Genomic DNA, 21,169 nt, shown 5'->3' with positions numbered 1-21,169 from the left:
AAGCGGCTCCCGAGAGAAGCTTTCTCAGTTAAACAAACACTTCCCGGAGGGACCTTCCCTCCAGGGGAGGTTTCCTCCTTCTTTTCCCCGGAGGAAATATGATCCGCTTTACTTCTGATGAACTACGTCCGCTGTTTACACAGAAACTGGGTATGCAGCGCCCGCTGATACTTGAAAAGAAACTGGGCATTTATATTCGTGTACCGGATGACAGACGTCCGGGGGAGTGGCTGAAAGCCTGGGCTGCAGGCTGCAATCCGTTAAAAGATGCAGACTGGTTCACACTGGTCGACACGCTCATACCCGAACATGAGTTTTCCTTTCAGACCTTTATGGCACAGAGCATGTTTGATGCCGTGCTGAACGACCATCACGACCTGCTCATTAAGCCTGTTATCAGTAAGCTGAATAACGCGCTGACGCTTCACAAGGAAACGAGACCACCCATGAAGGTATATGTGCCGGTGGGCGAATATCGCTACCGGATACAGTGGCTTTATGAGCAGTCCTTACGCCACTTCCATGCCTGTGTGGGTGATGCTGAACGTCTCAGCTGGCGTTCGCAGGCATTGCATGTGCTGGACCAGGCGATACGCCTGGACTCGAAACGGGCGAAACCCGCCGACCGGGAGAGGTTTGACCGGGCGGTCGAGAGCGTACGTGACCGTATCCGTTCGGTGATGTCCGACGGTTCCTTGCGTTATTACTGATTTTTCCACTCACCGGTGGCGCATCGTCCGCCACCGGGCAGGGATGCGCCCCGCACTCAGAGGCTGCATCACATGAAGACCACCACCGGCCGACGTAAACCGGCGGCAGTACAGACCCCCGACCTGTATCAGCAGGTCACTGACAAAATCATTCTGGCGCTCGAAAACGGCGTACCGCCCTGGCGGCGCCCGTGGCGTTCGGCTCAGAACGTGCACGGCGGCAGTCTGCCGGTCAATGCCGTCACCGGCCGCGCCTACAGTGGCATTAATGTACCGCTACTGTGGATGGCCGCTGAAGAACACGGGTACACGTCCGACCGCTGGCTGACTTTCCGGCAGGCGAAAGCCGCTGGCGGTTATGTCAGGAAGAATGAGACCAGCGCGCTGGCCATCATCTACAAACCATTTGAGAAACAGGCCCGCGACAGCAGCGATAACCTTTTGTATCGCGACGGTGAACCGGTCATGGAGCAACTGGCCATGCTGAAGCAGTTGCAGTTGTTCAACGTTGCCCAGTGCGACGGCCTCCCCGAATCCGTACAGGGTGAACTGTCCGACACGGTGGAGGCAGAACGGCCTTCTGAGCTCAGTGCAGCGCAGCAGCAGGTACAGCAGATACTCAACGCAACCGGCGTCGGCTGCGAGCATCGCCGGCAGGACCGCGCGTTTTACCGTCCGGGTGCCGATCGCATTGTGATGCCGACGGCATCGCAGTTCCGGACGGAGGCGGATTACTGGTCCACGCTGTTGCACGAACTGGTGCATGCCACCGGGCACGGCAGCCGCCTGAACCGGGAAGGTATTACCTCGTCATCGCGTAAGTTCGGTGATCCGGTTTACGCCTTCGAAGAGCTGATAGCGGAAACCGGAAGTGCCTTTCTCTGTGCGGAGCTCGGTATTACCGGCGACGTGCAGCACGAAAGCTATCTGGCCGGCTGGCTGAAAGCCCTTCGTGAAGACAAAAGAGCGATTTTCCGTGCCTGCCGGTTTGCCCGGGAAGCGTCGGAATATTTACTTGCCCCCCTGAACCGGAACACGGAACAGGCGGCATAAACTGACCCGGCGGCTGCGGCCGCCATCATCCCCCTGAGGGCATCTTCCTCAGGGAGATGCCCTCTTTTCGTTTTATCCGACAAGAGGAGTTTCACAATGTTCTCATGGTGCCAGAACCGCCTAGAAATTACCGGTAAATCAGTCTGTCTCGATGTGATGCAGCCCTGGATTGCCGGCACGGAAAAACCGCTTTACCGGCACGCCATCCGGCAGGCGATAAAGCTGTTCCTCGCCGGCTGTGCCGGCATACTGAAGCCCGTCAAAGCGGTGGATTACGCACCGTATCCGATGCTGACCGCATCCGGTACAGGCGCGCAGACCTCACCCAACCAGGCCTTCCAGCACTTTATCGAGTTGCTGGAGCAGGACGCGTGGCTTGACAGCAGGACGCTCTCCCGCATGGAGAAAATCTGGCTGCAGTCCGGCATCGATGCGCTGAAATGGGAAGCCATTCCCTTTGCAGCGCGGCAGATAATGGCGCAGCTGATGGCCGTGCACTATGCCGACTGGTTCGGCGTTGCCGGTGCCGGTGGTCAGTTTGATCCGCAGGAGCGCTGGGAATGGCTCAGCATCATGCCGGAGACAACCTGTCCCTGTGACATGCTGATGGTGATGCCGTCACGTCTGGCCACCGAACTCAACGGCGAAAGTGGTCTTTTCACCGGGCTCTGTACAACATCCGAACTCTGTATGCAGCTCTTTGGCATGGAGTTTCCGGCGGGCCATCAGGCCAGCTGGAGCCGGGATGACGTGGGGTCACTGACGCTGAGCTTTGCATCTCCCTGGTATCCGCCGTCAGGTGAGGTTATGGGGATAATGTCGCAGATGTTTGACTGTGAAATCCGGCACTACTGGATTTCACCGGATGCCGGCACGTCAGGGTTCAACTGCTTTGATCGGGGGGACCACGTTGACAGTGGTCCGTACCCGGCAGAAGCGCTGCAGCAGTCAGCATCCGGCGACGGCGCACGCATGTATCTGGTGACACCCGAAACGGCTGCGGTTCCTGCAACCACCGCAGCGCACTACGGCAGCATCCGCGCATAACATTCACTTAACGCCGGTTTATCCGGCTCCTCTGACCGGTCACAGCGAAAGCTGTGGCCGTTTTTTCACACTGAAGGGAACAGCGTTTCCCTCCGGGCGCGTGTTCTCTTTCCGGAAGGGAGCACATATGAAAAGCGTCATCAACCACGAAAAAGCCTTTCTCTCACTCTTCAGCCAGACTGCACGGTACCATCACCGGCATCAGGTATTTGAAGACTTTGTCAGCTGCAGTGTGATCGCACTGCAGAACAGCCTTCAGTTCTGTGACAAACGGGAAGAAAAGTACATGCGTATTGTCGGCCGTTACGAAAAAACGGACATCTCCCGTATGGCGCAGCTACTGGCCCATGTGACCAACGGGCTGGATGAGACGCCCGGCGATTTTCTTGGCCGCGTTTTTATGCAGCTTGAACTGGGTGATAAATACCGTGGTCAGTTTTTCACGCCGTGGGATATCGGTCTGATGATGGCCAGAATGCAGCTCGGTAACGTCGAAGATAATTTTAGGGACAAGCCGTTTATCACGCTTTCCGAACCTGCCTGCGGCGCCGGCTGTATGGCACTGGCATTTGCCTTTGTTCTGCGTGAGGCTGGCTATTCTCCTCACCGGTATCTGTGGGTCTCTGCTCAGGATATCGATCCGCTGGCGGCCGGTATGGCGTATATCCAGCTTTCGCTGTCTGGTGTGTCGGGGGAGGTGGTGATCGGCAACTCACTAAACGATGAGCGCCGGCGAATACTTCACACGCCCGCGCATTACATGGGGAACTGGAGTTTCCTGCTGCAGACGAGAATGAATGCAGCCGTTGCATGAAAGCTCATACTGAACAAAAGGCCACGAATCATTGTGGCCTTTTCTTTTCATTCATCAAAAAAGGTTCCGAGCAGACTGATAAAAACGATAATTAATGGGCTCATATAGCTGCCAAGAAAACCAAGACGAAAAAAGTCTACGTAATTGTCGGTGAAAGGTTTCGTATCCCACATCACGAATGCATCCAGAGTTGCTACACATGCCACTAAAATATAGCCAGCAACGGGACTGAATAGCTTCATAAGAAGTACAGGCCATTTTTCAGCATTCTCACACAAATAGAGCGCAAACCCAGATATCCATACAAATGTTAACAGGATAGTAACCCGCCAGCTTATGTATTCCGGCGGGAATATATTTCTTTTCATCATGACAAACCAAAATAGTAACTCCGTACCATAAATGGTTAATGGGATCGCAAGCAAAAATAATCTTGAAAACCTGATGTTAATTTTCATTCTGTAGCCTTTTAAACCTGATCATCGTAGAACGGGTCTACAATAAAAGAACCATGCTTACCGGCGACTGCTCCTGGTTTTGCCCGTAAAGCAAAAATAAATATTCGCAGCGGGATTTCTCTTTTCAGCAGAAGTCTGGTCAGCCTGAAGGTATAAATAAAGTAGTGATAATATTTCATACCGGTATTTTCTCTGGTAACTGCTGAATGGCTACGAAGTGGATTGTCGAACTCATAAATGTTGATCGTGCCTTTTTCCGGATATTCGGCTGATGATATGTTCAGTCCATACTTAATGCCGTTGCAGTCGTCCGTCAGCACCTCTCCAATCCACAGAATACCCGCCGTAAAATTGCCGTAGATTTTACCGCCATCACCGCATTGTGAGCAGATGCATTCGATAGCATCAGCGTTCAGGTACATTTGTTCCGGAACCAGTTTCCACCCCTCCGGTTTTGCAATTTCTTCCAGCTGCTTCCGGTTTAGTTTTGTGTTCATACGGCCTCCTGCTTGTTAACCAGGACACCGTCATATACTTCGTTCAGATACCCGCGAATCTGCATGCGGCGCAGCGCACTGTACATGTAGTCACATTCGGCCTGCTTGTTTGCCTGAAACGGCTTATTAGCTTTCGTGCACCACATCGCATTACCCGGCCAGCCATGCACCTTATACACGCGCCCATTTCTGAAATGCAGCAGCCCCCATCCCGGAGGTAAATCGGCAACGTCGATAATTCCAGGTTCAGCCATAAAAAATCGCCAGTCGCCCATGCCCATTTCAGGGTCGATGCGGAAACTTTTCTTGTGATCGGCAAGGAAATCAGCGCGGGAACACTTAACCTCAATCAGGCATGAAGCAAGGTTGCGAAATCCTATAGCGTCAGGCTGTTCACCTGATGCGACGGCGGCAACGAAGCGATCGTGAAACGCCACCCTGAATCCGTTGTTCTGAAGAAAGCGACAGGCAATCCGGCAAAGTTCGTCATGCGTCAAAGCCATATTTACTCCCTCCTTTCCAGAATGATGCCTGCGATTTGAGCATATTCAGCGCGACGTTGTTCGTTGTACCGTAAACGTGCATGCCACCCCATCAGGTAAAATGCATAGAAAGTCCCGTTCTCCCCGGCTTTCCAGTGTTTTGTAGGGAGGTCTTTCGTGATTTCACGCCATGCCCACTCCCGGCAGTAGTCTGCGTCAGTGGTCTCTTTGAAGTCGAAAGGCGCAACCGGGCGGGCTTCAAGATCGGCGATGCGTTGGCGCAGTTGCGCATTCTCCGCCTTGTCAGCTTCACGACCTTCCAGCAGGGTACAAAATTCGAACCATGTGATTACTGGTGCGAAAAAGCCGTTTTTTTCGTGCCTTAACTTTATTGCGGCTATAATTTCACCAACCATCTCGCTTTTGTAAGTCATGCCGCACCGCCTTTTGTCGTCGTGATTGTGATGGTGAAAGGGACCTCCGGAGTACCATGAGAAGCTGAGTTTTCAATCACAAAGCCTACTTCGTGGACCTTCTCACAATCGATGTATCCTTTTTCGTATTCCTCGTCCTCAGGCAATACGTCAAACACTGAGCGGGCCAGGGCTTCCTGTTCAGCATTCATCACTATGTAGCAATTGTTTTCATGCACAGTAAGGGAGCCATTTACGTGGCGCAGGAAAACCATGTCAGAACCAAACTGGCCAACGTGTTTACGCACCTGTACGCAGTAGCCAACGCGCGCAGAATCATCCTTAAAATTTGGGCCAGTCACTACAAATTGTCCCTTTGCCGGGTTGCCGGGATGGCGGATCATTCTCTGGTAGTCTGCCAGTTCAACAATGCTGGCCAGCGTTAATTCAATTTGCTCTTTCGTGTGATTAGCCATCGCATTACTCCTCACCGGATATTACTGGACCGGGGAGACTTTCCATTTCAGGGACGATATCGGTATCCGAAATGCTTTGCAGATAGCGCAACGCTTCTTCTGTTGTTGAATATTCAGTAATACTTCGACGACTCATATAGCTGTCAGTCGTAATTCCATATTTTCCCGTTTCAGTATTAAAAACGAAGTTGTGGCAACAATTGTCAGTCGGGACGTTATATACAATCATTACTTTTTCGTTATTGCGGTCAGCCCGCAGATGTTGCATAACGAATTCAACCATGCGGATATTTTGATGCAGTTCGTGCTCTGATGTTGTGGTAAAACCAACAGAGAAGGCGCCCTGATTAGTATGGCAATTATACATCCCGCCCGCGTGAAGGCCTTTTTCCCTGATCCATTTCTCTTTGTATTCATACATTGCCGGTGAGGGATTAACGAGGTCAAAAATAACCTGCCAGTTCGGTATATCTCCCCATGACGCAATCAGCAGTTCGTCACGTTCATTTTGCAACTGAGCAAGGTTATCCTCTGCAATTTCAAGATTGCGTTCCGCACGTTTAACGGAGCGCTCCCGGCGTGCCACAATATTCTGCGCGTCTGAAATTCGTTCGTGGATGGCATTGAGTTGTGTCTGTAACTGAACCATGATGTGACCTCTTATTTATTTGAGAGAGCCGCCAGCGACGTCCGGGATCTGCTTCCATAAACGTGATGTCCAGGTTTTCTTAAGATGCTCCGGATTGGAAGATATATAGGTTGCTGTAATAAAGCTCTCTTTACTGGTCCCCCGAACTTCGAGCGTCAGGCGGTCATTTCCGGCCCAGTTCCGGCTCATGCGATAGTAGCTGCCCGGCTGTGCCTCCCAACTGGTGCCTTCTGAGATTGCCGATGCTGACCAGCCTGCATTTCCCTGACCGCTGTTACGCGCAGCGGAAACGTCCTCATCAGAAACAAATTCGTAATGCTGCTTCAGACGCATGGCTACAGTTTCAGCTGGAATCGGTATTGGGCCATAAAACTGGCCGACGTAATTACGTTGAGTTGGTTCAGCACTGTTTTGTGTCTGCTGCTGACTCACAGGGTTGATAAGCGATGTTAGCCTGCTGAGGCTGAGGTCGTTTAAGGAGGAATTACCGCTACAGCCGGTCAGCATTAATAAAAGAGTCGTCAGGGAGACAACGGAGAGCATGTTTTTCATGGTATTACCCTTTTCAATGACGGGCTGCATTCAGCAGCCCGGAATTATCAGAATGTGAAGGTGAGCTGTGCTGCCGCGCCATACGTGCGATCGGTGCCGGCCATGCCGGTCAGATCGAGATGGACGACGTTAAAGGGTGAAATACCAATACCGGCGGTAAACACGTTGTTGTCACTGTTGCGCATGTCTGCCCGATAGCCCGCGCGCAGCTGTGCCCAGTCCCAGGCGTTGAGTTCGGCACCCACACCGGCATACTGCGCTTTTTCATCGGAGGCAAAACCACTGGCAGGTGTCAGATCAACATCAGTTGCAACCGTGATGAAGCCATTGCTCCAGGATGTCCCGGCAGTGGCCTGCGGGCGGATCTGAAACGTGTCTTTCAGGCCGTTGATCTCGCGGGTGTCCACATCCCGTGAGACCAGATTCTGCCCGGTCAGACCCAGCGTCCATTCCGGGGTCAGTTGTGCGGCGAAACCGATATCCACGTTGCCGCCACTTTCGGAGCGCTTCCACTCACCGCTGTGAAAGTCGGAGGTACTGTAGTTATTGATGGCCACGTTGTAGTTCCAGGTATCCACACGCTGGAATTTGGGGGTGATGCCCACCGAGACCGGCGTGCCGGCCAGCGTGAACGGGTAGGCCATGGCGAGTCCGTATTCACTCACCAGTGCTGCCACGCCTTCTGCACGGGAGGTCAGTTGGTTGAGGTCGTCACGGGAGGGCGAGAAAATGCCGGACTCTGCGGCATCGAGCCAGGCCAGATCGTGGTCAGTGACAACAGCACGAGCCTTTGCCTGTCCCCAGCCTTTGACCACCAGAGCAAAAGGCAGCGTGTCGTTCGGAATAGCGACAACTGCCGACACACCTGCGCTGGCCCGGCCGCTGTCGCCTGAGATATCCTGCAGGGATTTTTTCAGCGCGGCAGCCTGCCCGGAACTGTTTCCGCTGCCGGCAGCGTTACTCAGGTGGTTCCAGTTGTCTTTAACACGATCCAGACCGTCCTGCAGGTTATCCGGATCGCTGACCTGTGCCCCGACGCCCGGGAGGATAATGCCAACATTGTCGCTGGCATCATGACGCGTCATCAGGGCGGGGTTGGCCAGTGCGGCCGCCGCGTAGCCGGATGAGGCCACACCGGTGCCGCCCATTGCATCATTACGCGCCTCGGTCCAGGTCCCTGCTGCATGGGCAGCAGGCACAGCCGTCGCCAGCAGTGCCAGTGTGATTCCATGTGTAATCATTGATACTTTCATCATTAATTTCCTTTCATGTTTATGGTGTTTAAGGCAAAAAAATCCCCTGGCGCAGGCGCGCCAATAAAAAAATAAGTTCAGTCAGTTAATTCAGAGGTCAGGATTGTTGAGTATTCTGGATGTTATTTCTCTCCATTCATCAATAATAAATTCATCCGGAGCAAGAAACGGCATTCGTTCCTCTGTTTTCCATATGTTCTGGGCATATTTACCCTCTGCGTTACGACAGAGTTTCTGTATTTGCCACAGTGCTGATACTGGAAGAATATCTCCCGTTTTAAGCGCGTTCAGTAACTGACCTGATGCGAAAAAGGTATCAACCTTAGAAATAATTTCTGCCTGAAAAAGAATTCCGCACATACTCAGGAATGAGTTAAATTGATCCTGTAACCTTCCTGCTGTTGAACAGTACCCGGCGCATTCAACTATCCGCACCGTAGTATTATTGACGGTTCGGTAGCGACGGATAAAGATGAAAATATCTTCCTGATCTCCTCCGGGTATATTCATTTCCCGGACAAAATATATATCCGGACGCGTTAATATATTCTCAGGTTCGGCTTCCCTGATTCTTTTATCCAGCTTTCTGGCGGCATGAAACCAGTCATTAAATACTGTTATATGATGAACGGGGCGGGATGCCGTTCCTTCAAGCCATTCGACACTGACATAAAACCATTCAGACAATTTTTTCAGCAAGGGTGAGGTCAGGAAGTCCATGGTCCGTTCACGATTTTCCAGCACGCTCAGTCCAATATTCCAGTCTGAGAGGAGGCAGGCGACATCGGTTGCAGAAAGTTTGTGTTCGTCCATAAGCAGCCAGAACCGTTCCGGGATGCGGGTCACGGAAGCCTGCCGGGGGGTAAGTGTTTCCCGCATAATGCCTTCCACCAGAACATTTACCAGCTCTGCAGATGAGATACCCAGACGACCTGATACCAGTGTAATAAATTCCCGCACCGCAGGTTTAAATCGAATGGCCAGGGGACTACCTGCAGTCTTCTTTCTTTCGGATAGTTGAGTCAGGAGTTGCTCCATTTCTTCATCCCTTCCGGTTGCCATTCTGTGGAGAATGGAGGTGATATTCAGACGGTTCATAAAAGGCCCTGGTGTTGGCTAAGTCAGTAATTTGAATTAAGTATTTAATTTTTGTATCCACTGTGGATACGTTACGCCGCAGGTTCGCGGATGTATAACGGAGAAAATCGATCGTTCAGATCGAATACATCCATGTATCCAGTGTGAAACGACGCGCAAACCGTTGACAGGGGAAATTATTTTTCTGTGTTTAAAGATTTTCGCCGGAGGACCAGCACGGGCCAGTCCCTGCGGAAGTCCGTGCGCCAGCGCCACTGCCGGAAAAGGATTTCCAGTTGCATCAGTGCTCTCTTTGCCGGTGTGAAGGGGATGCGGTAAGTCCGTCTGTGGACGGTGAGTCCACTTTCCCCGATACAGGCCAGCACCCGGCGGGCACGGGAGCCGGTCAGAAGGTGCGAGGAGATGATAACGGTTCGATTTTTTTCCAGTGCCTGGCGGGTTGACGTGTTCACACTCTGCCAGAACAGACGGACACGCGCCGGCGTCAGGTCTGTGGTGGGCTGCCAGGGGGCAAGATGCACCCATGCCCGTCTGCGACGATGGCGGGTAATCGTCATCGCCGGCCTGAACTGCCGCTCTGCCCATGCGAAGGGGCGAAGCAGGAAGGGGAGGCCGGACAGCACCCCCCAGATCAGATAAAAACCGGTACTGGTGCCGTCGGGGATAAAACTCAGGCTCATCGTCCCGGACAGGGCTATCCAGAGCATAAAAAAGGAGAAAACGAGGGATTGCTGCATGCGAAAACTCACGAAACCGGTGTAAACAGAGGCATGCAGGAGAGCACCCCGGTGTCACCACGGCATCCTGAAAATCTGAAACCACTTCTGAATATTTTCACAAGCAGGATTTCTGTCAGGGGCGCTTAAGGGTTTCCGGTTGCAATTATCAGGGGGACTTTTAGCGTAGCGTCATTTTCAGCAGGCATATTCCGGCGGAGGTGACGGTGCGTGGACTTAACTGGTTAACAGGCAGGGACAGAGAGGAAAAACGGCCCGGAGAGAGGCCACCGGCGGGTGCCACGCCACCCCGGACTGTTGCTGATGATGGCTGGCGCCCTGCCCGGACGGGCAGGGTGCTGCTGCAGGCGGACGAATACCGTCGCCTTGTCCGGGTACTGGCAGAAAACAGCCCGCTGTCGCAGCAGGTCACGGAAGCCTGGTGGCTCAGGCCACTGGAGGAGATGGCGGGACGGGTGCAGGCCTGTCCGGGGGCCTGGTCCGGTCCGTTCTCCGGGCCGGGAGGGTTTAATGAACTCAGCCTGAACGTGGCCGCGCGGGCGGTGAGGCTGGTACGCGGCATGATGCTGCCACCGGGCGCCACGCCTGAAGAACAGGCAGAGCAGACGCCAGGCTGGGTCTGTGCAGCGTACTGGGCCGGGCTGTTCCATCACCTGCCCTGGCTGATGCAGGTGGAGGGGGCGCTGAAAAGCGGACGTGTCTGGTATCCGGGGCTGAGTGTGCCCGGAGAACCGTGGCGGGTCAGGCCGGCCAGCGAACCTTCGGGTGCGATGGGCAGTGTATATGTGGCGTTCAGGCTCCTGCCTGAGGCCGCTCTGCTGTGGCTTCAGCGCTGGCCTGTGCTGTCCGATACGCTGCTGCTGTTTCTTTCCGGACGTCGCGCGGAGGCCGGGATTCTGAACAGCATTGTGAACGATGCGCTGCGCAGCTGCGGTCTCTCTGATACGGCCGTTATGTCCGGGCAGCCACCAGACCCGGTCTCCCTTGTGACAGTTGTGCCTGTCACTGGTCATACCTTCCCTAAATTATATGAGACTGATTCTATCCCATTGTCCAGTAACGATAATTCTCCGGATGTTTCAGTGCCAATTAAAACCGGAGATATGACCTACAGTTTCAGTCAGGACGGAGAGAAAACGTCCGTTAATACTGTCCCTTCAGCACTGGTACTGGAATCAGCACTTTCAACAGATGAACCGCTGCTTTCAGCAGAAAATGATATCAGCAGGGATGAGGAAGGTGGGGCGCAGGTATCCACGGAGAACCTGCTGTCATTGCTGGATCTGATGGCAGAAGGGAGAAGCTCTGTGGTAACCGAAAATGTACCTGCGGGTAGTGCTGATAGCCCTCCGACCACGGTGCTTCCGCCCGGCACACTCACTTCGCATGAGGAGGGGATGGACAAGGAAGAGCAGGCCGGCGCGTTATTTCTGGAGTGGGTCAGGGACAGCGTTGAGGACGGCACGCTCAGCGTCAATGAAAAGGGCAGCATTCTGCACGTTCTGGCGCAGTTTGTATTCATGGTGTCACCGGCCTGTTTTTACCGTCACACCTCTACAGCGGAAGGGGGTGTTACCGACAAGGACAGGCTGCAGAAAAGTTTTGAGGCGCTGAACGTACACCATTCACGAAATGGTAAGGGGTTATTCCATTACCATCAATACGACACGCCGGATAAAAGCGGTCGTTTTACCAAAGTGTCAGGCTACATGATTAAAGCTGACATTATTTTTAAAAAAGGGAGCTGTCCCACGGACAGTATATGGCTTTCAGCGAAGAAATAATTTGCTGAGGTTAAGTTAATATTACGAGGTCATTATGGCAGACATTGTGACGTTTGAAAAAATTCTCGATGACTATTTTTTTAATAAAGTTCTTCGTCGTGCAACAGAATGGAGTTACCGAAAGGTGGTGAGAACTTTCCTTGAATTTAACGGAGAAGATATTCTTCCGGAAAATGTGACGCGAATGGATGTTCTGAAATGGAGACGGTATGTTCTGAATGAACAGATGTCCAGTAAGCGGACATGGAATAACAAGGTTGCCCACATGCGGGCAGTATTTAATCATGCCATCACGAATAAACTTATTTCAGCCAGAGAGAATCCTTTTAACCAGGTGATTGTTAAACCCGATATTAAACGAAAAAAAACACTATCCGGGGAGCAGATGAAGAAAATTGATTTAATCATGGAAAGGAAAATTGAGCTGGAGCAGATGGGCGTTCACGATCCGCGGCCAAATGCCCTTGAACCCGCCTGGTTCTGGATGACGGTCATTGAGACACTGAAGTTCACCGGTATGCGCCAGAATCAGCTGCTGCATATACGACTTTGTGATGTGGACCTGAAACTGGGCATCATTGAATTACAGGCTGAAGGTTCTAAAAACCACCGGGAGCATCGCGTGCCGATCACAGCGCGGCTGAGACCGCGTCTTGAGCAACTGTATCTTATGTCTGTACAGAAGGGAGCCAAAAAAGGGGAGCAGTTATTCAATATCAACCGGTTTACACCCAAAAAGAAAAGAATTATTCGGGCTAAAAACATGGATCACCTACCGATGAGGGCTTTCTTCAGAAGACTGTCCAGGGAGTGTCAGTGTGATATCAGCCCGCACCGGTTCAGGCATACGATAGCCACAGACCTGATGAAACGCCCGGAGAGAAGCCTGAATGATGTCCAGATGCTGCTCGGACATTCCAGCGTAGCGGTGACCCTGGAATATGTGGAAGCAAACATGGATAACCTGAGGCGAAATCTTGAAGCCGCATATGCAGCTTAGGAGTAATCCTAAGTCAAATTCATAAGGATTTGATATCTAAACGGGAAAAAATCGCGGGTTTTCCTTTACAGATCGTTGACAGAGCAGCGATGAGAAGGTAAATACCTGTAACTGAAATTGTTGGGATGTGAGAAATCCGGATGATGCGCCAAACATCATCCGGATTCTTAATCCCTAAACCCTCAGATGCAGAACGAACAGCCTCATCCTGCATGATGACGGTCAGGGACATTGTCTTGCCCGTTAAGCATCTCATCTCTTAACGAACAGGCTCTGAAGAAGTGGTGCCCGGACTCGGAATCGAACCAAGGACACGGGGATTTTCAATCCCCTGCTCTACCGACTGAGCTATCCGGGCAACGGGGCGCATTAAACCCTAATCGTCTTAAGGCGTCAACCTTATTTCTAAAAATGCTATCCAGTTGCTCAAGTTTGCGGCAATCAGCGCGATTGCGCAGCGAAATCAGGTTAACGCGCCGCCCTGGCGGCAGCAGGCGAAACGCAGAATATCTTCTGCCAGCCGTTGCGCCGTATCGACATCGGCCTGGCTGCGTTTAACCAGCATCCGGCTCAGACACCCTTCCAGCACCAGCTCCATCTGCTTCGCCACCATCGCCGGATCGTCAACTTCCAGCTGCGTCAGCACCTGGTGCGTAAAGTCGTAAGCATCGCGCTTTTGCTGATCCGCCAGTTGATGAATTGGGTGCCCGGGGTCGGGAAAGAAAGTACATGCGGCGATAAACAAACAGCCGGGATAGCGGTTGTTGCTGACGCATTCAGTCAACGCGCCGTAGCGCGCCAGCAGCTTCTGCTCATGAGTCAGCGTCTCATCCAGCAACAGCTGTCTGCGCCAGGCATCAATCTGCTGGCTCAGATAACGCAGCGCATCATAGAGCAGGGCTTCTTTATCCGGCCAGAAACGGCGCAGCTCATTGAGGGGATAGCCGATGCGATCGGCAACCATCTCAAGAGTGGTTTCGGCAATCCCTTTTAGCTCAAGTAATTGCAAAGTCTGGCTCAAAACGTCTTCGCGTTGCACGGTGTTCTCCTCCGTTATCTGAAGCGAGCTCCCCAAACAGTGTTGTTTATGGGGTGCGATTGCGCAAATGCGCGGCAAAGGTTGCCGCATCCATAAAACCGGTCACCCGGTCGGCGGGCTGCTCTGCGCCTTGCGCGTCGAAAAAGAGGATCGTCGGCAGACCAAGCACATTCAACTGGCGCAGCAGCGCGGCATCCTGCGCGTTGTTCGCCGTCACGTTGGCCTGCAATAACACGCTCTCTCTCAGCGCCGCCTGCACTTGCGGGTCACTGAAGGTGTACTTCTCGAACTCTTTACAGGCTACGCACCAATCCGCATAAAGATCCAGCATTACCGGCCGACCTTTTGCCTGCGCCAGCGCCTTGTTCAGATCATCAACGGTCTGGATCGGGGTAAACGCCAGCGGCGAGTGCGTCTGTACGGCGGGCGCGCCAAACGCCCAGTCCTGCAATGGACGAGCACACACCAGCGCAGCGCCGAGCAGGGCAATTTGCACGACACGTATTACCGGGCGCGTCACGTTGAGGCTGGAAATGAACGCCCAGGCAAAAAACGCCAGACCCAGCAGCGACCAGAGCCGCAATCCCCATGTATCGCCCAGCACGCGCTCCAGCAGGAAGACGGGCAGGGCGAGGATAACAAAACCAAAGGCGATTTTGACCTGCTCCATCCACGGCCCGCTTTTCGGCAGCAACCGGTTGCCGAACACCGTGACCAGGATCAGGGGTAAACCCATGCCCAGTGCATACAGATAAAGGGTGCCGCCACCGAGCCACAGATTACCGCTCTGGGCGATATAGAGCAGAATGGCGCTCAGTGGCGCGGTGGTGCAGGGCGAACAAATCAGCCCGGCGATTGCGCCCATGGCGAACACGCCGCCAGGTGAGCCGCCCTGCTGGCGGTTACTCCACAGCATTAAACGGGTTTGCAGTGCGGACGGCAGTTGCAGGGTAAACAGGCCGAACATCGACAGCGCCAACAGGCTAAAGAGCACGGAGAGCCCAATCAGCACGTAAGGATGTTGTAATGCCGCCTGAAACGATAACCCGGCAGCGGCGACAACCAGCCCCAGCGCGGTGTAGGTTAGCGCCATTCCCTGTACATAGATAAACGCCAGAAGCAACGCGCGTGTGGTAGACAGGCGCTGTTTGCCGCCCAAAACAATGCCGGAAATCAGCGGATACATTGGCAGTACACAAGGGGTAAACGCGATGCCAATACCGATAAGCAGCGCCCAGAGTGCGGAAAAAGGCAGTGAGGCTGCAGGCGTGTCGTTTGCGGTAACCGGCTTTTCGGCGGGCGCTGGCGCAGTGGATTGCGTGGCGGCAACCTCCATCAACGGCACGACTTTGGTTTCCGGCGGATAGCAGAACCCGGCGTCGGCGCAGCCCTGATAAGTTACCGTCAGCGTCGCGCCTTTTGTCGCCTGCGTCACTTCAAGCGGTAGCGTGAGTTGCTGGCGGTAGATCTCGGTTTTGCCGTAGAACTCATCTTCATGCATCTCCCCGTCAGGCAACGCCAGCGTGCCAATATGGGCCTGATTCGGGGTGACGCGAATTTGCTGGCGGTAAAGGTAGTAACCCTCTTTCACCTGCCAGTTGAGCGTAAGGTCGTGCTGATGTTGCTGAAAATCAAAAACAAACGCTTGATCGGCAGGGACAAAACTGGAGCGACCAGGCGCGTCGAATAATCCGGCAAAGGCGGATGTGCTGCACAGCAGCAGGATCAGCGTAAGGATGCGTTGAGCCATGAGAGGTAATCGTAATCTCCGTGGGTAACGGGCAAAGCCAGTAGTTCCGGGGTCTGGTACGGATGGTGCGATTTAATGCAGGCGAAAAGATCTTCCAGATGCGCGACGTCAGTTTTCAGCAGTAGCTGAACTTCGTACTCCTGCTCCAGTTTACCTTCCCAGTAATAGAGCGACGTTGCTCCCGGCAGAATAGTGACACAGGCGGCAAGCTTATCGGCCAACACTTTGGCGGCCAGATCCTGGGCAGTGGCTTCATCCGGGGCAGTGCAGAGTACAACAACGGCATCAGGCGTGTTCATCGTCAACCTCGTAGCAGCGAAAGTATCGACTATACCACGCGAAGGAAAAGGATCGGGCCGCCGCGCGGCCCGATTTTAAGGACTTTTACAACAGAATACCGCCAAAGATGAAGCCCAGAATGACGCACAGGGCAATGGCGATCACGCCCGGGATGAGGAACGGGTGGTTAAACACGAACCTGCCGATGCGCGTTGAACCGGTATCGTCCATCTCAACCGCCGCCAGCAGCGTGGGGTAAGTGGGCAGCACAAACAGCGCGGAAACCGCCGCAAACGATGCAACGGCGGTCAGCGGCGAAACGCCCAGCAGCAGCGCGGCAGGCATTAGCGCTTTGGTAGTTGCCGCCTGCGAGTAGAGCAGTGTCGCGGCGAAAAACAGTACCACGGCCAGCAGCCATGGATAGTTATGCAATAAGTCACCGGCCACTACCTGAATATCTTCAATATGGTGCTTCACAAATGTATCACCCAGCCAGGCGACGCCCAGTACGCAGATACAGGCGCTCATGCCCGATTTAAACGTACTGGCGTTCAGCACTTCGCCGGTGTCGATTTTGCAGGTCAGGCAAATCAGCGTGGCGATGGTCAGCATAAACACCACAATTGCTTCGTTACGCGGCAGTACCGGGTGGGCAATCAGCCCTACGGTTGGGCTGATTGCAGTGGCGTACAGCATCACCGCCACAATGCCAATCAGGAACAGCAGCACCGAGCGTTTAGCGTGGGGTTTCAGTTCAAATACCTGGCTGCCGCGCAGCTTCACTTCACCTTTCGCCAGACGCTCCTGGTACACCGGATCGTCTTTCAGCTCGCAGCCGAGGAAGTTACACACCACGGCGGTGATCATCACGGCAATCAGCGTGACAGGAATACAGATCGCCAGCAGCGTCAGGTAACTGACACCCAGCGGTTCAAGGATACCGGCAAAAAAGACCACGGCGGCAGAAATAGGCGAGGCAGTAATGGCGATTTGTGAGGCGACCACGGCAATCGACAGCGGACGCGACGGGCGAATACCTTGCTCTTTCGCCACTTCGGTAATCACCGGCAGCGTCGAGAATGCGGTGTGCCCGGTTCCGGCAAGGATCGTCATAAACCATGTGACCAGCGGCGCAAGAAAGGTGATGTATTTCGGGTGGCTACGCAGCATGCGTTCAGCCAGGCTCACCAGATAATCCATGCCGCCCGCCACCTGCATCGCGGCGATAGCGGCAATAACGGCCATGATGATTTCGATGACGTCAAAGGGAATGGCGCCAGGCGGGATTTGAAAGAACAAGGTCAGGACAAGAACGCCAAGGCCACCCGCAAACCCAATGCCGATACCGCCAAGCCGGGCGCCCAGGTAGATGGCTAATAAGACGAGGACAAGCTCTGCTGTAAACATAGTGGCTTCCTTGTTTAACTAAGTGATATTAAATCGTTATATTTTAGTTACTATCCATAAGAAAAAAGGCACGTCGCGAGTGACGTGCCTTTTATGTATTTACGTACTGAATTTATTGTTCACTTTCATCGGTATAACGCTTTGCTTTATAGGCCGGATGCATCAAGTTTTGCGCGGAAAAGATATCATCCAGTTCTGCCTCAGTCAGCAGACCGCGCTCCAAAACCACTTCCCGTACGCTTTTGCCCGTTTCGGCGCAAATCTTGCCAACGATATCGCCGTTGTGATGGCCGATAAACGGGTTGAGGTAGGTCACGATGCCGATGGAGTTATAGACATAACCTTCACACACTTCTTTGTTGGCCGTGATGCCGTTGACGCATTTTTCCAGCAGGTTGTAGCAGGCATTGGTGAGAATATGGATCGACTCAAACATGGCCTGGCCAATCACCGGCTCCATCACGTTCAACTGTAACTGGCCCGCTTCGGAAGCCATGGTGACAGTGGTATCGTTGCCGATCACTTTAAAGCACACCTGATTCACCACTTCCGGCACCACAGGGTTGACTTTGGCTGGCATGATCGATGAACCCGCCTGCAACTCCGGCAGGTTGATTTCATTCAGCCCGGCGCGCGGCCCGGAGGAGAGCAGACGCAGGTCATTACAAATTTTGGAGAGTTTCACCGCCAGACGCTTCAGCGAGCTGTGTACCATCACATACGCGCCGCAGTCGGAGGTGGCTTCAATCAGATCTTCCGCCGGCACGACCGGCAGGTTGCTCACTTCCGCCAGTTTCTGCACCGCCAGTTGCTGATAGCCGTCCGGCGTGTTGAGGCGAGTACCGATGGCGGTAGCGCCGAGGTTCACTTCCAGCAGCAGCTCAGCGGTGCGCAGCAGGTTTTTGGTCTCTTCATTCAGCAGCACATTGAAGGCGTGGAATTCCTGACCGAGGGTCATCGGCACCGCGTCCTGCAACTGGGTGCGGCCCATTTTCAGGATATCCTTGAACTCCACGGCTTTGTTTTCAAAACCTTCACCGAGTTGTTTGATGGCATCAATCAGCTTAACGATGGAGGCATACACCGCGATGCGGAACCCGGTAGGGTAGGCATCGTTCGTGGACTGGCATTTGTTGACATGATCGTTCGGGTTGAGGAACTGGTAGTCGCCTTTCTGGTGGCCCATCAGTTCAAGCCCAATGTTGGCCAGCACTTCGTTGGTGTTCATGTTGACGGAAGTACCCGCGCCGCCCTGATAAACGTCTACCGGGAATTGATCCATGCATTTGCCATTGTTCAGGACCTCATCACATGCGGCAACGATAGCGTTCGCGATATTTTTAGGAATGGTTTGCAGCTCTTTGTTCGCCAGGGCAGCCGCTTTTTTTACCATTACCATGCCACGGACAAATTCAGGGATGTCACTGATTTTGCTGTTGCTGATATAAAAGTTTTCAATCGCTCTCAGAGTATGCACGCCATAATAGGCATCCGCTGGCACTTCCCTGGTACCCAACAAATCTTCTTCGATACGAATGTTGTTTAACATGTGAACCTTCTTTTGCAAGCTACGAATGAATACACCAAACACACAGTATTTATGTGGATATGTGTCTTTTTCGACCGACGATTATGCCCTTAATCGGTCGGATACCCGAGATTATATGCTGGATATGATCAAATGCCGTAATCTCGATCACTTATTATCCTCGTGAATGCATCATTATTAATAATATGTGAAATGTGTCACCGCTTCGTAACAGACAAAACTTTACATCGCGGAGGAAATTGAATTTTTTCGATCTGCCGCCATCTCAGGACTATGCGATTCGCAAACCCTTACTGACAGGCGCCACAGGGCGTCTGTTTTTTTCACAGGAGAAGCCAGTGCGCTGGATACCGTTTATTGCTTTTTTCTTATACGTCTACATCGAGATATCGATCTTTATTCAGGTTGCCCATGTTTTTGGCGTCCTGATGACGCTCATTCTGGTGCTCTTTACCTCAGTGATTGGTATGTCGCTGGTGCGTAACCAGGGCTTTAAGAATTTCATGCTGATGCAGCAAAAAATGGCGGCGGGTGAAAGCCCGGCGGCGGAGATGATCAAAAGCGTATCGCTGATCATTTCTGGTCTGTTGCTGGTGCTGCCGGGGTTCTTTACCGACTTCCTCGGCCTGCTGCTGCTGTTGCCGCCGGTGCAAAAACACCTGACGCTGAAGCTGATGCCGCATCTGCGCTTTTCGCGGATGCCGGGCGGCGGTTTTTCGGCAGGAGGCGATGTGGGCCAGACATTTGAAGGCGAGTATCAGCGCAAAGACGAGCAGCGTAATCGGCTGGATAATAAAGACGACCGCTAATGTTGATGCCCGGCACCGCCGGGCTTTTTTTATGGCTGTACGGAATGGATCGTTGTGCTGCGGCGCTTCGGCAGCAGTAACCACAGCGCGGCCAGCATGATCACCGCGTACAAACTCTTCCAGCCAGGAATTACCAGCAGTAACAGGCACAGCGCGCTGCCGACAATCGCCAGCACTTTATAGCGCCCTTTCAGCAAGCGGCAACCTGCCAGCATGCACAGCAGGTAGATCATGATGAAAATGCCGTTGGCGTAGATAATCAGCGTATCCAGATTAATGCTGAAAGCGTAGATGACGAGGGTGCACACCATGCAGCAGAACAGCACAGCGTTGAGCGCATTCACCGGCAACTGGCGTTTAGAGAGCTTTGCCAGCGCGCTCTCGGGCTTATATGCCGCCTGCGACCACACCAGCCGGGCGAAGCTCTGGATATAAATGTTCAGGCTGGCGAAGCAGGCCAGATAGCCAATAATGCAGGCTATCCACAACGCCTGTTTACCAAACAGTTCAACGACGATTGCCGGAAGCGATGCCGCTGCGCCGAGCGTGCGCCAGACATCAAAATGCAGCACCACCACGGTACAGGCCCAGTAGACCGAACCCGCCAGCAGCAGGCCAATCATCAGCGCACGCGGGAAATCCCGCTCCGGGTTTTTGAATTCCGAAGCCAGATGAGCGAAAGCCTCCAGGCCGACAAAACACCAGAACATCACCGCCAGCGATGCCGACATCGCGGAAACCGACACCTGCGGCAGCGGAGGGAAAGGAATATCGCGGAAAGTGATGCCGCCACGCCACCAGATAGCGACGATTAACGCCACAATCAGCCCGGCGATAAGCGACTGTAAATTGGCGCTGGAACCTGCGCCGCGCGTACCGATAAACCAAATCAGCACCAGCGTGCCAAGCTCAGCCATGAGTAATAGCGGCCCTTGCCAGCCAAACATGCCTTGCCAGAAACCTGCGGCAATATGCAGGGCTGCCGGCAGACCGACCGGGATCACCGAGAGAAACAGCCAGCCGGTGACCCGCTCAAGCCGCGGGCCGAACGCCAGACCGACAAAATGGGCGACGCCGCCAGCGCTTGGGAAATGACGGCCAAGCACCGCAAACACAATCGCCACCGGGAACACCAGTAAAATAAGTACCGGCCATGCCCACAGGCTGCTGTCGCCTGCGGCCAGCGCCGCCAGCGCGGGTACGGCAAATACGCCAGTGCCGAGTAAAGACGTTGATAACAATCCAATGCCCTGCGCCAGCCCCAGCTCTTGTTTTAATCCACTCATTGTCTTTGTCTGTCGGTTGTCTGTTGC

At 53.5% G+C, this 21,169-nt stretch carries 24 protein-coding genes and 1 tRNA gene; 7 read left to right on the top strand and 18 right to left on the bottom strand.

All coding sequences use genetic code 11. The features are described from left to right. Positions 1–98: 98 nt before the first annotated feature. The 4 genes from Y71_RS24985 to Y71_RS24970 all read left to right on the top strand — a co-directional run bounded on the left by Y71_RS24985 (position 99) and on the right by Y71_RS24970 (position 3,624). A complete protein-coding gene (locus tag Y71_RS24985) occupies positions 99–710 on the top strand; it encodes a hypothetical protein (RefSeq protein ID WP_007372682.1) in 612 nt (203 codons plus the stop codon). Positions 711–782: 72 nt separating this feature from the next. Next, entirely contained in the window at positions 783–1,763 is a 981-nt protein-coding gene (locus Y71_RS24980; RefSeq protein ID WP_007372683.1) for an ArdC family protein, read from the top strand. Positions 1,764–1,859: 96 nt separating this feature from the next. Then, positions 1,860–2,810, top strand: coding sequence for a DUF1281 domain-containing protein (locus tag Y71_RS24975; RefSeq protein ID WP_007372684.1), 951 nt, complete (start codon positions 1,860–1,862; stop codon positions 2,808–2,810). A 127-nt stretch (positions 2,811–2,937) separates the two neighbouring features. Continuing rightward, positions 2,938–3,624 carry an N-6 DNA methylase gene (locus Y71_RS24970; RefSeq protein ID WP_007372685.1) on the top strand — a complete coding sequence of 229 codons (687 nt, stop codon included), beginning with the start codon at positions 2,938–2,940 and terminating at the stop codon, positions 3,622–3,624. A 47-nt stretch (positions 3,625–3,671) separates the two neighbouring features. Here the strand turns inward: Y71_RS24970 and Y71_RS24965 are convergent, their stop codons facing one another. The 10 genes from Y71_RS24965 to Y71_RS24920 all read right to left on the bottom strand — a co-directional run bounded on the left by Y71_RS24965 (position 3,672) and on the right by Y71_RS24920 (position 10,239). Further along, the gene (locus Y71_RS24965) at positions 3,672–4,082 is read right to left on the bottom strand and encodes a hypothetical protein (RefSeq protein WP_050998931.1); all 411 of its coding nucleotides are present in this window, start codon (positions 4,080–4,082) and stop codon (positions 3,672–3,674) included. A gap of 11 nt (positions 4,083–4,093) precedes the next feature. Further along, the gene (locus Y71_RS24960; protein WP_007372687.1) at positions 4,094–4,579 is read right to left on the bottom strand and encodes a hypothetical protein; all 486 of its coding nucleotides are present in this window, start codon (positions 4,577–4,579) and stop codon (positions 4,094–4,096) included. Next, positions 4,576–5,082 (bottom strand): hypothetical protein, encoded by a 507-nt coding sequence (locus Y71_RS24955; protein WP_007372688.1) that lies wholly within the window; start codon positions 5,080–5,082, stop codon positions 4,576–4,578. The genes Y71_RS24960 and Y71_RS24955 overlap by 4 nt, the downstream gene beginning before the upstream one ends. Positions 5,083–5,084: 2 nt before the next feature. After that, positions 5,085–5,495, bottom strand: a complete 411-nt coding sequence (locus Y71_RS24950; RefSeq protein WP_007372689.1) for a hypothetical protein — start codon at positions 5,493–5,495, stop codon at positions 5,085–5,087. Beyond that, on the bottom strand, positions 5,492–5,950 hold the full coding sequence (locus Y71_RS24945) for a hypothetical protein (protein ID WP_007372690.1): 459 nt from the start codon (positions 5,948–5,950) through the stop codon (positions 5,492–5,494). The genes Y71_RS24950 and Y71_RS24945 overlap by 4 nt, the downstream gene beginning before the upstream one ends. Before the next feature lie 4 nt (positions 5,951–5,954). After that, the gene (locus tag Y71_RS24940) at positions 5,955–6,599 is read right to left on the bottom strand and encodes a hypothetical protein (protein WP_007372691.1); all 645 of its coding nucleotides are present in this window, start codon (positions 6,597–6,599) and stop codon (positions 5,955–5,957) included. A 15-nt stretch (positions 6,600–6,614) separates the two neighbouring features. Then, positions 6,615–7,151 carry a hypothetical protein gene (locus tag Y71_RS24935; protein ID WP_050998956.1) on the bottom strand — a complete coding sequence of 179 codons (537 nt, stop codon included), beginning with the start codon at positions 7,149–7,151 and terminating at the stop codon, positions 6,615–6,617. A 47-nt stretch (positions 7,152–7,198) separates the two neighbouring features. Continuing rightward, positions 7,199–8,407, bottom strand: coding sequence for a conjugal transfer protein TraF (locus Y71_RS24930; protein ID WP_007372693.1), 1,209 nt, complete (start codon positions 8,405–8,407; stop codon positions 7,199–7,201). 87 nt (positions 8,408–8,494) lie between these two features. Beyond that, a complete protein-coding gene (locus tag Y71_RS24925) occupies positions 8,495–9,502 on the bottom strand; it encodes a hypothetical protein (RefSeq protein ID WP_035943016.1) in 1,008 nt (335 codons plus the stop codon). Between the two features lie 176 nt (positions 9,503–9,678). Further along, complete coding sequence (locus tag Y71_RS24920; RefSeq protein ID WP_035943019.1) at positions 9,679–10,239, bottom strand: hypothetical protein; 561 nt, start codon at positions 10,237–10,239, stop codon at positions 9,679–9,681. A 206-nt stretch (positions 10,240–10,445) separates the two neighbouring features. Here Y71_RS24920 and Y71_RS24915 point away from each other — a divergent pair, with 206 nt between their 5' ends. After that, positions 10,446–12,023, top strand: a complete 1,578-nt coding sequence (locus Y71_RS24915) for a TraI domain-containing protein (RefSeq protein ID WP_035943022.1) — start codon at positions 10,446–10,448, stop codon at positions 12,021–12,023. 34 nt (positions 12,024–12,057) lie between these two features. Then, positions 12,058–13,023, top strand: coding sequence for a tyrosine-type recombinase/integrase (locus Y71_RS24910; protein ID WP_063436918.1), 966 nt, complete (start codon positions 12,058–12,060; stop codon positions 13,021–13,023). Positions 13,024–13,042: 19 nt separating this feature from the next. On the opposite strand, the gene Y71_RS30210 is transcribed toward Y71_RS24910, so the two are convergent. The 7 genes from Y71_RS30210 to aspA all read right to left on the bottom strand — a co-directional run bounded on the left by Y71_RS30210 (position 13,043) and on the right by aspA (position 19,047). Then, positions 13,043–13,255: a hypothetical protein gene (locus Y71_RS30210; RefSeq protein ID WP_139114315.1), complete on the bottom strand. Its 213-nt coding sequence runs from the start codon at positions 13,253–13,255 to the stop codon at positions 13,043–13,045. A gap of 50 nt (positions 13,256–13,305) precedes the next feature. Continuing rightward, positions 13,306–13,381: transfer RNA gene (locus Y71_RS24905), tRNA-Phe, on the bottom strand. A gap of 105 nt (positions 13,382–13,486) precedes the next feature. Continuing rightward, positions 13,487–14,062, bottom strand: a complete 576-nt coding sequence (locus Y71_RS24900; RefSeq protein ID WP_007372700.1) for a transcriptional regulator — start codon at positions 14,060–14,062, stop codon at positions 13,487–13,489. Positions 14,063–14,108: 46 nt separating this feature from the next. Next, positions 14,109–15,812 carry a protein-disulfide reductase DsbD gene (locus tag Y71_RS24895; protein WP_007372701.1) on the bottom strand — a complete coding sequence of 568 codons (1,704 nt, stop codon included), beginning with the start codon at positions 15,810–15,812 and terminating at the stop codon, positions 14,109–14,111. Continuing rightward, on the bottom strand, positions 15,788–16,111 hold the full coding sequence (gene cutA / locus Y71_RS24890; RefSeq protein WP_007372702.1) for a divalent cation tolerance protein CutA: 324 nt from the start codon (positions 16,109–16,111) through the stop codon (positions 15,788–15,790). Before cutA ends, Y71_RS24895 begins: the two co-directional genes overlap by 25 nt. 85 nt (positions 16,112–16,196) lie before the next feature. Then, positions 16,197–17,498 (bottom strand): anaerobic C4-dicarboxylate transporter, encoded by a 1,302-nt coding sequence (locus Y71_RS24885; RefSeq protein WP_007372703.1) that lies wholly within the window; start codon positions 17,496–17,498, stop codon positions 16,197–16,199. A gap of 112 nt (positions 17,499–17,610) precedes the next feature. After that, positions 17,611–19,047, bottom strand: a complete 1,437-nt coding sequence (aspA, locus tag Y71_RS24880) for an aspartate ammonia-lyase (protein WP_007372704.1) — start codon at positions 19,045–19,047, stop codon at positions 17,611–17,613. A 338-nt stretch (positions 19,048–19,385) separates the two neighbouring features. Here aspA and Y71_RS24875 point away from each other — a divergent pair, with 338 nt between their 5' ends. Beyond that, positions 19,386–19,856, top strand: coding sequence for an FxsA family protein (locus Y71_RS24875; RefSeq protein ID WP_007372705.1), 471 nt, complete (start codon positions 19,386–19,388; stop codon positions 19,854–19,856). A gap of 29 nt (positions 19,857–19,885) precedes the next feature. Here the strand turns inward: Y71_RS24875 and yjeH are convergent, their stop codons facing one another. Then, complete coding sequence (yjeH, locus tag Y71_RS24870) at positions 19,886–21,142, bottom strand: L-methionine/branched-chain amino acid transporter (RefSeq protein WP_007372706.1); 1,257 nt, start codon at positions 21,140–21,142, stop codon at positions 19,886–19,888. Between the last annotated feature and the right edge of the window lie 27 nt (positions 21,143–21,169).

Source organism: Kosakonia radicincitans DSM 16656 (genome assembly GCF_000280495.2).
Classification (GTDB): domain Bacteria; phylum Pseudomonadota; class Gammaproteobacteria; order Enterobacterales; family Enterobacteriaceae; genus Kosakonia; species Kosakonia radicincitans.
This window is presented reverse-complemented; position numbering and strand designations above follow the sequence as displayed.

Coding starts and splice junctions, on each gene's coding strand:
- Y71_RS24910 (WP_063436918.1), top strand. CDS start 12,058: ATGGCAGACATTGTGACGTTTGAAAAAATTCTCGATGACTATTTTTTT.
- Y71_RS24980 (WP_007372683.1), top strand. CDS start 783: ATGAAGACCACCACCGGCCGACGTAAACCGGCGGCAGTACAGACCCCC.
- Y71_RS30210 (WP_139114315.1), bottom strand. CDS start 13,255: ATGTCCCTGACCGTCATCATGCAGGATGAGGCTGTTCGTTCTGCATCT.
- Y71_RS24940 (WP_007372691.1), bottom strand. CDS start 6,599: ATGGTTCAGTTACAGACACAACTCAATGCCATCCACGAACGAATTTCA.
- Y71_RS24975 (WP_007372684.1), top strand. CDS start 1,860: ATGTTCTCATGGTGCCAGAACCGCCTAGAAATTACCGGTAAATCAGTC.
- Y71_RS24960 (WP_007372687.1), bottom strand. CDS start 4,579: ATGAACACAAAACTAAACCGGAAGCAGCTGGAAGAAATTGCAAAACCG.
- Y71_RS24920 (WP_035943019.1), bottom strand. CDS start 10,239: ATGCAGCAATCCCTCGTTTTCTCCTTTTTTATGCTCTGGATAGCCCTG.
- Y71_RS24935 (WP_050998956.1), bottom strand. CDS start 7,151: ATGAAAAACATGCTCTCCGTTGTCTCCCTGACGACTCTTTTATTAATG.
- Y71_RS24895 (WP_007372701.1), bottom strand. CDS start 15,812: ATGGCTCAACGCATCCTTACGCTGATCCTGCTGCTGTGCAGCACATCC.
- aspA (WP_007372704.1), bottom strand. CDS start 19,047: ATGTTAAACAACATTCGTATCGAAGAAGATTTGTTGGGTACCAGGGAA.
- Y71_RS24925 (WP_035943016.1), bottom strand. CDS start 9,502: ATGAACCGTCTGAATATCACCTCCATTCTCCACAGAATGGCAACCGGA.
- Y71_RS24950 (WP_007372689.1), bottom strand. CDS start 5,495: ATGACTTACAAAAGCGAGATGGTTGGTGAAATTATAGCCGCAATAAAG.
- Y71_RS24945 (WP_007372690.1), bottom strand. CDS start 5,950: ATGGCTAATCACACGAAAGAGCAAATTGAATTAACGCTGGCCAGCATT.
- Y71_RS24985 (WP_007372682.1), top strand. CDS start 99: ATGATCCGCTTTACTTCTGATGAACTACGTCCGCTGTTTACACAGAAA.
- Y71_RS24970 (WP_007372685.1), top strand. CDS start 2,938: ATGAAAAGCGTCATCAACCACGAAAAAGCCTTTCTCTCACTCTTCAGC.
- Y71_RS24965 (WP_050998931.1), bottom strand. CDS start 4,082: ATGAAAATTAACATCAGGTTTTCAAGATTATTTTTGCTTGCGATCCCA.
- cutA (WP_007372702.1), bottom strand. CDS start 16,111: ATGAACACGCCTGATGCCGTTGTTGTACTCTGCACTGCCCCGGATGAA.
- Y71_RS24955 (WP_007372688.1), bottom strand. CDS start 5,082: ATGGCTTTGACGCATGACGAACTTTGCCGGATTGCCTGTCGCTTTCTT.
- Y71_RS24930 (WP_007372693.1), bottom strand. CDS start 8,407: ATGATGAAAGTATCAATGATTACACATGGAATCACACTGGCACTGCTG.
- Y71_RS24885 (WP_007372703.1), bottom strand. CDS start 17,498: ATGTTTACAGCAGAGCTTGTCCTCGTCTTATTAGCCATCTACCTGGGC.
- yjeH (WP_007372706.1), bottom strand. CDS start 21,142: ATGAGTGGATTAAAACAAGAGCTGGGGCTGGCGCAGGGCATTGGATTG.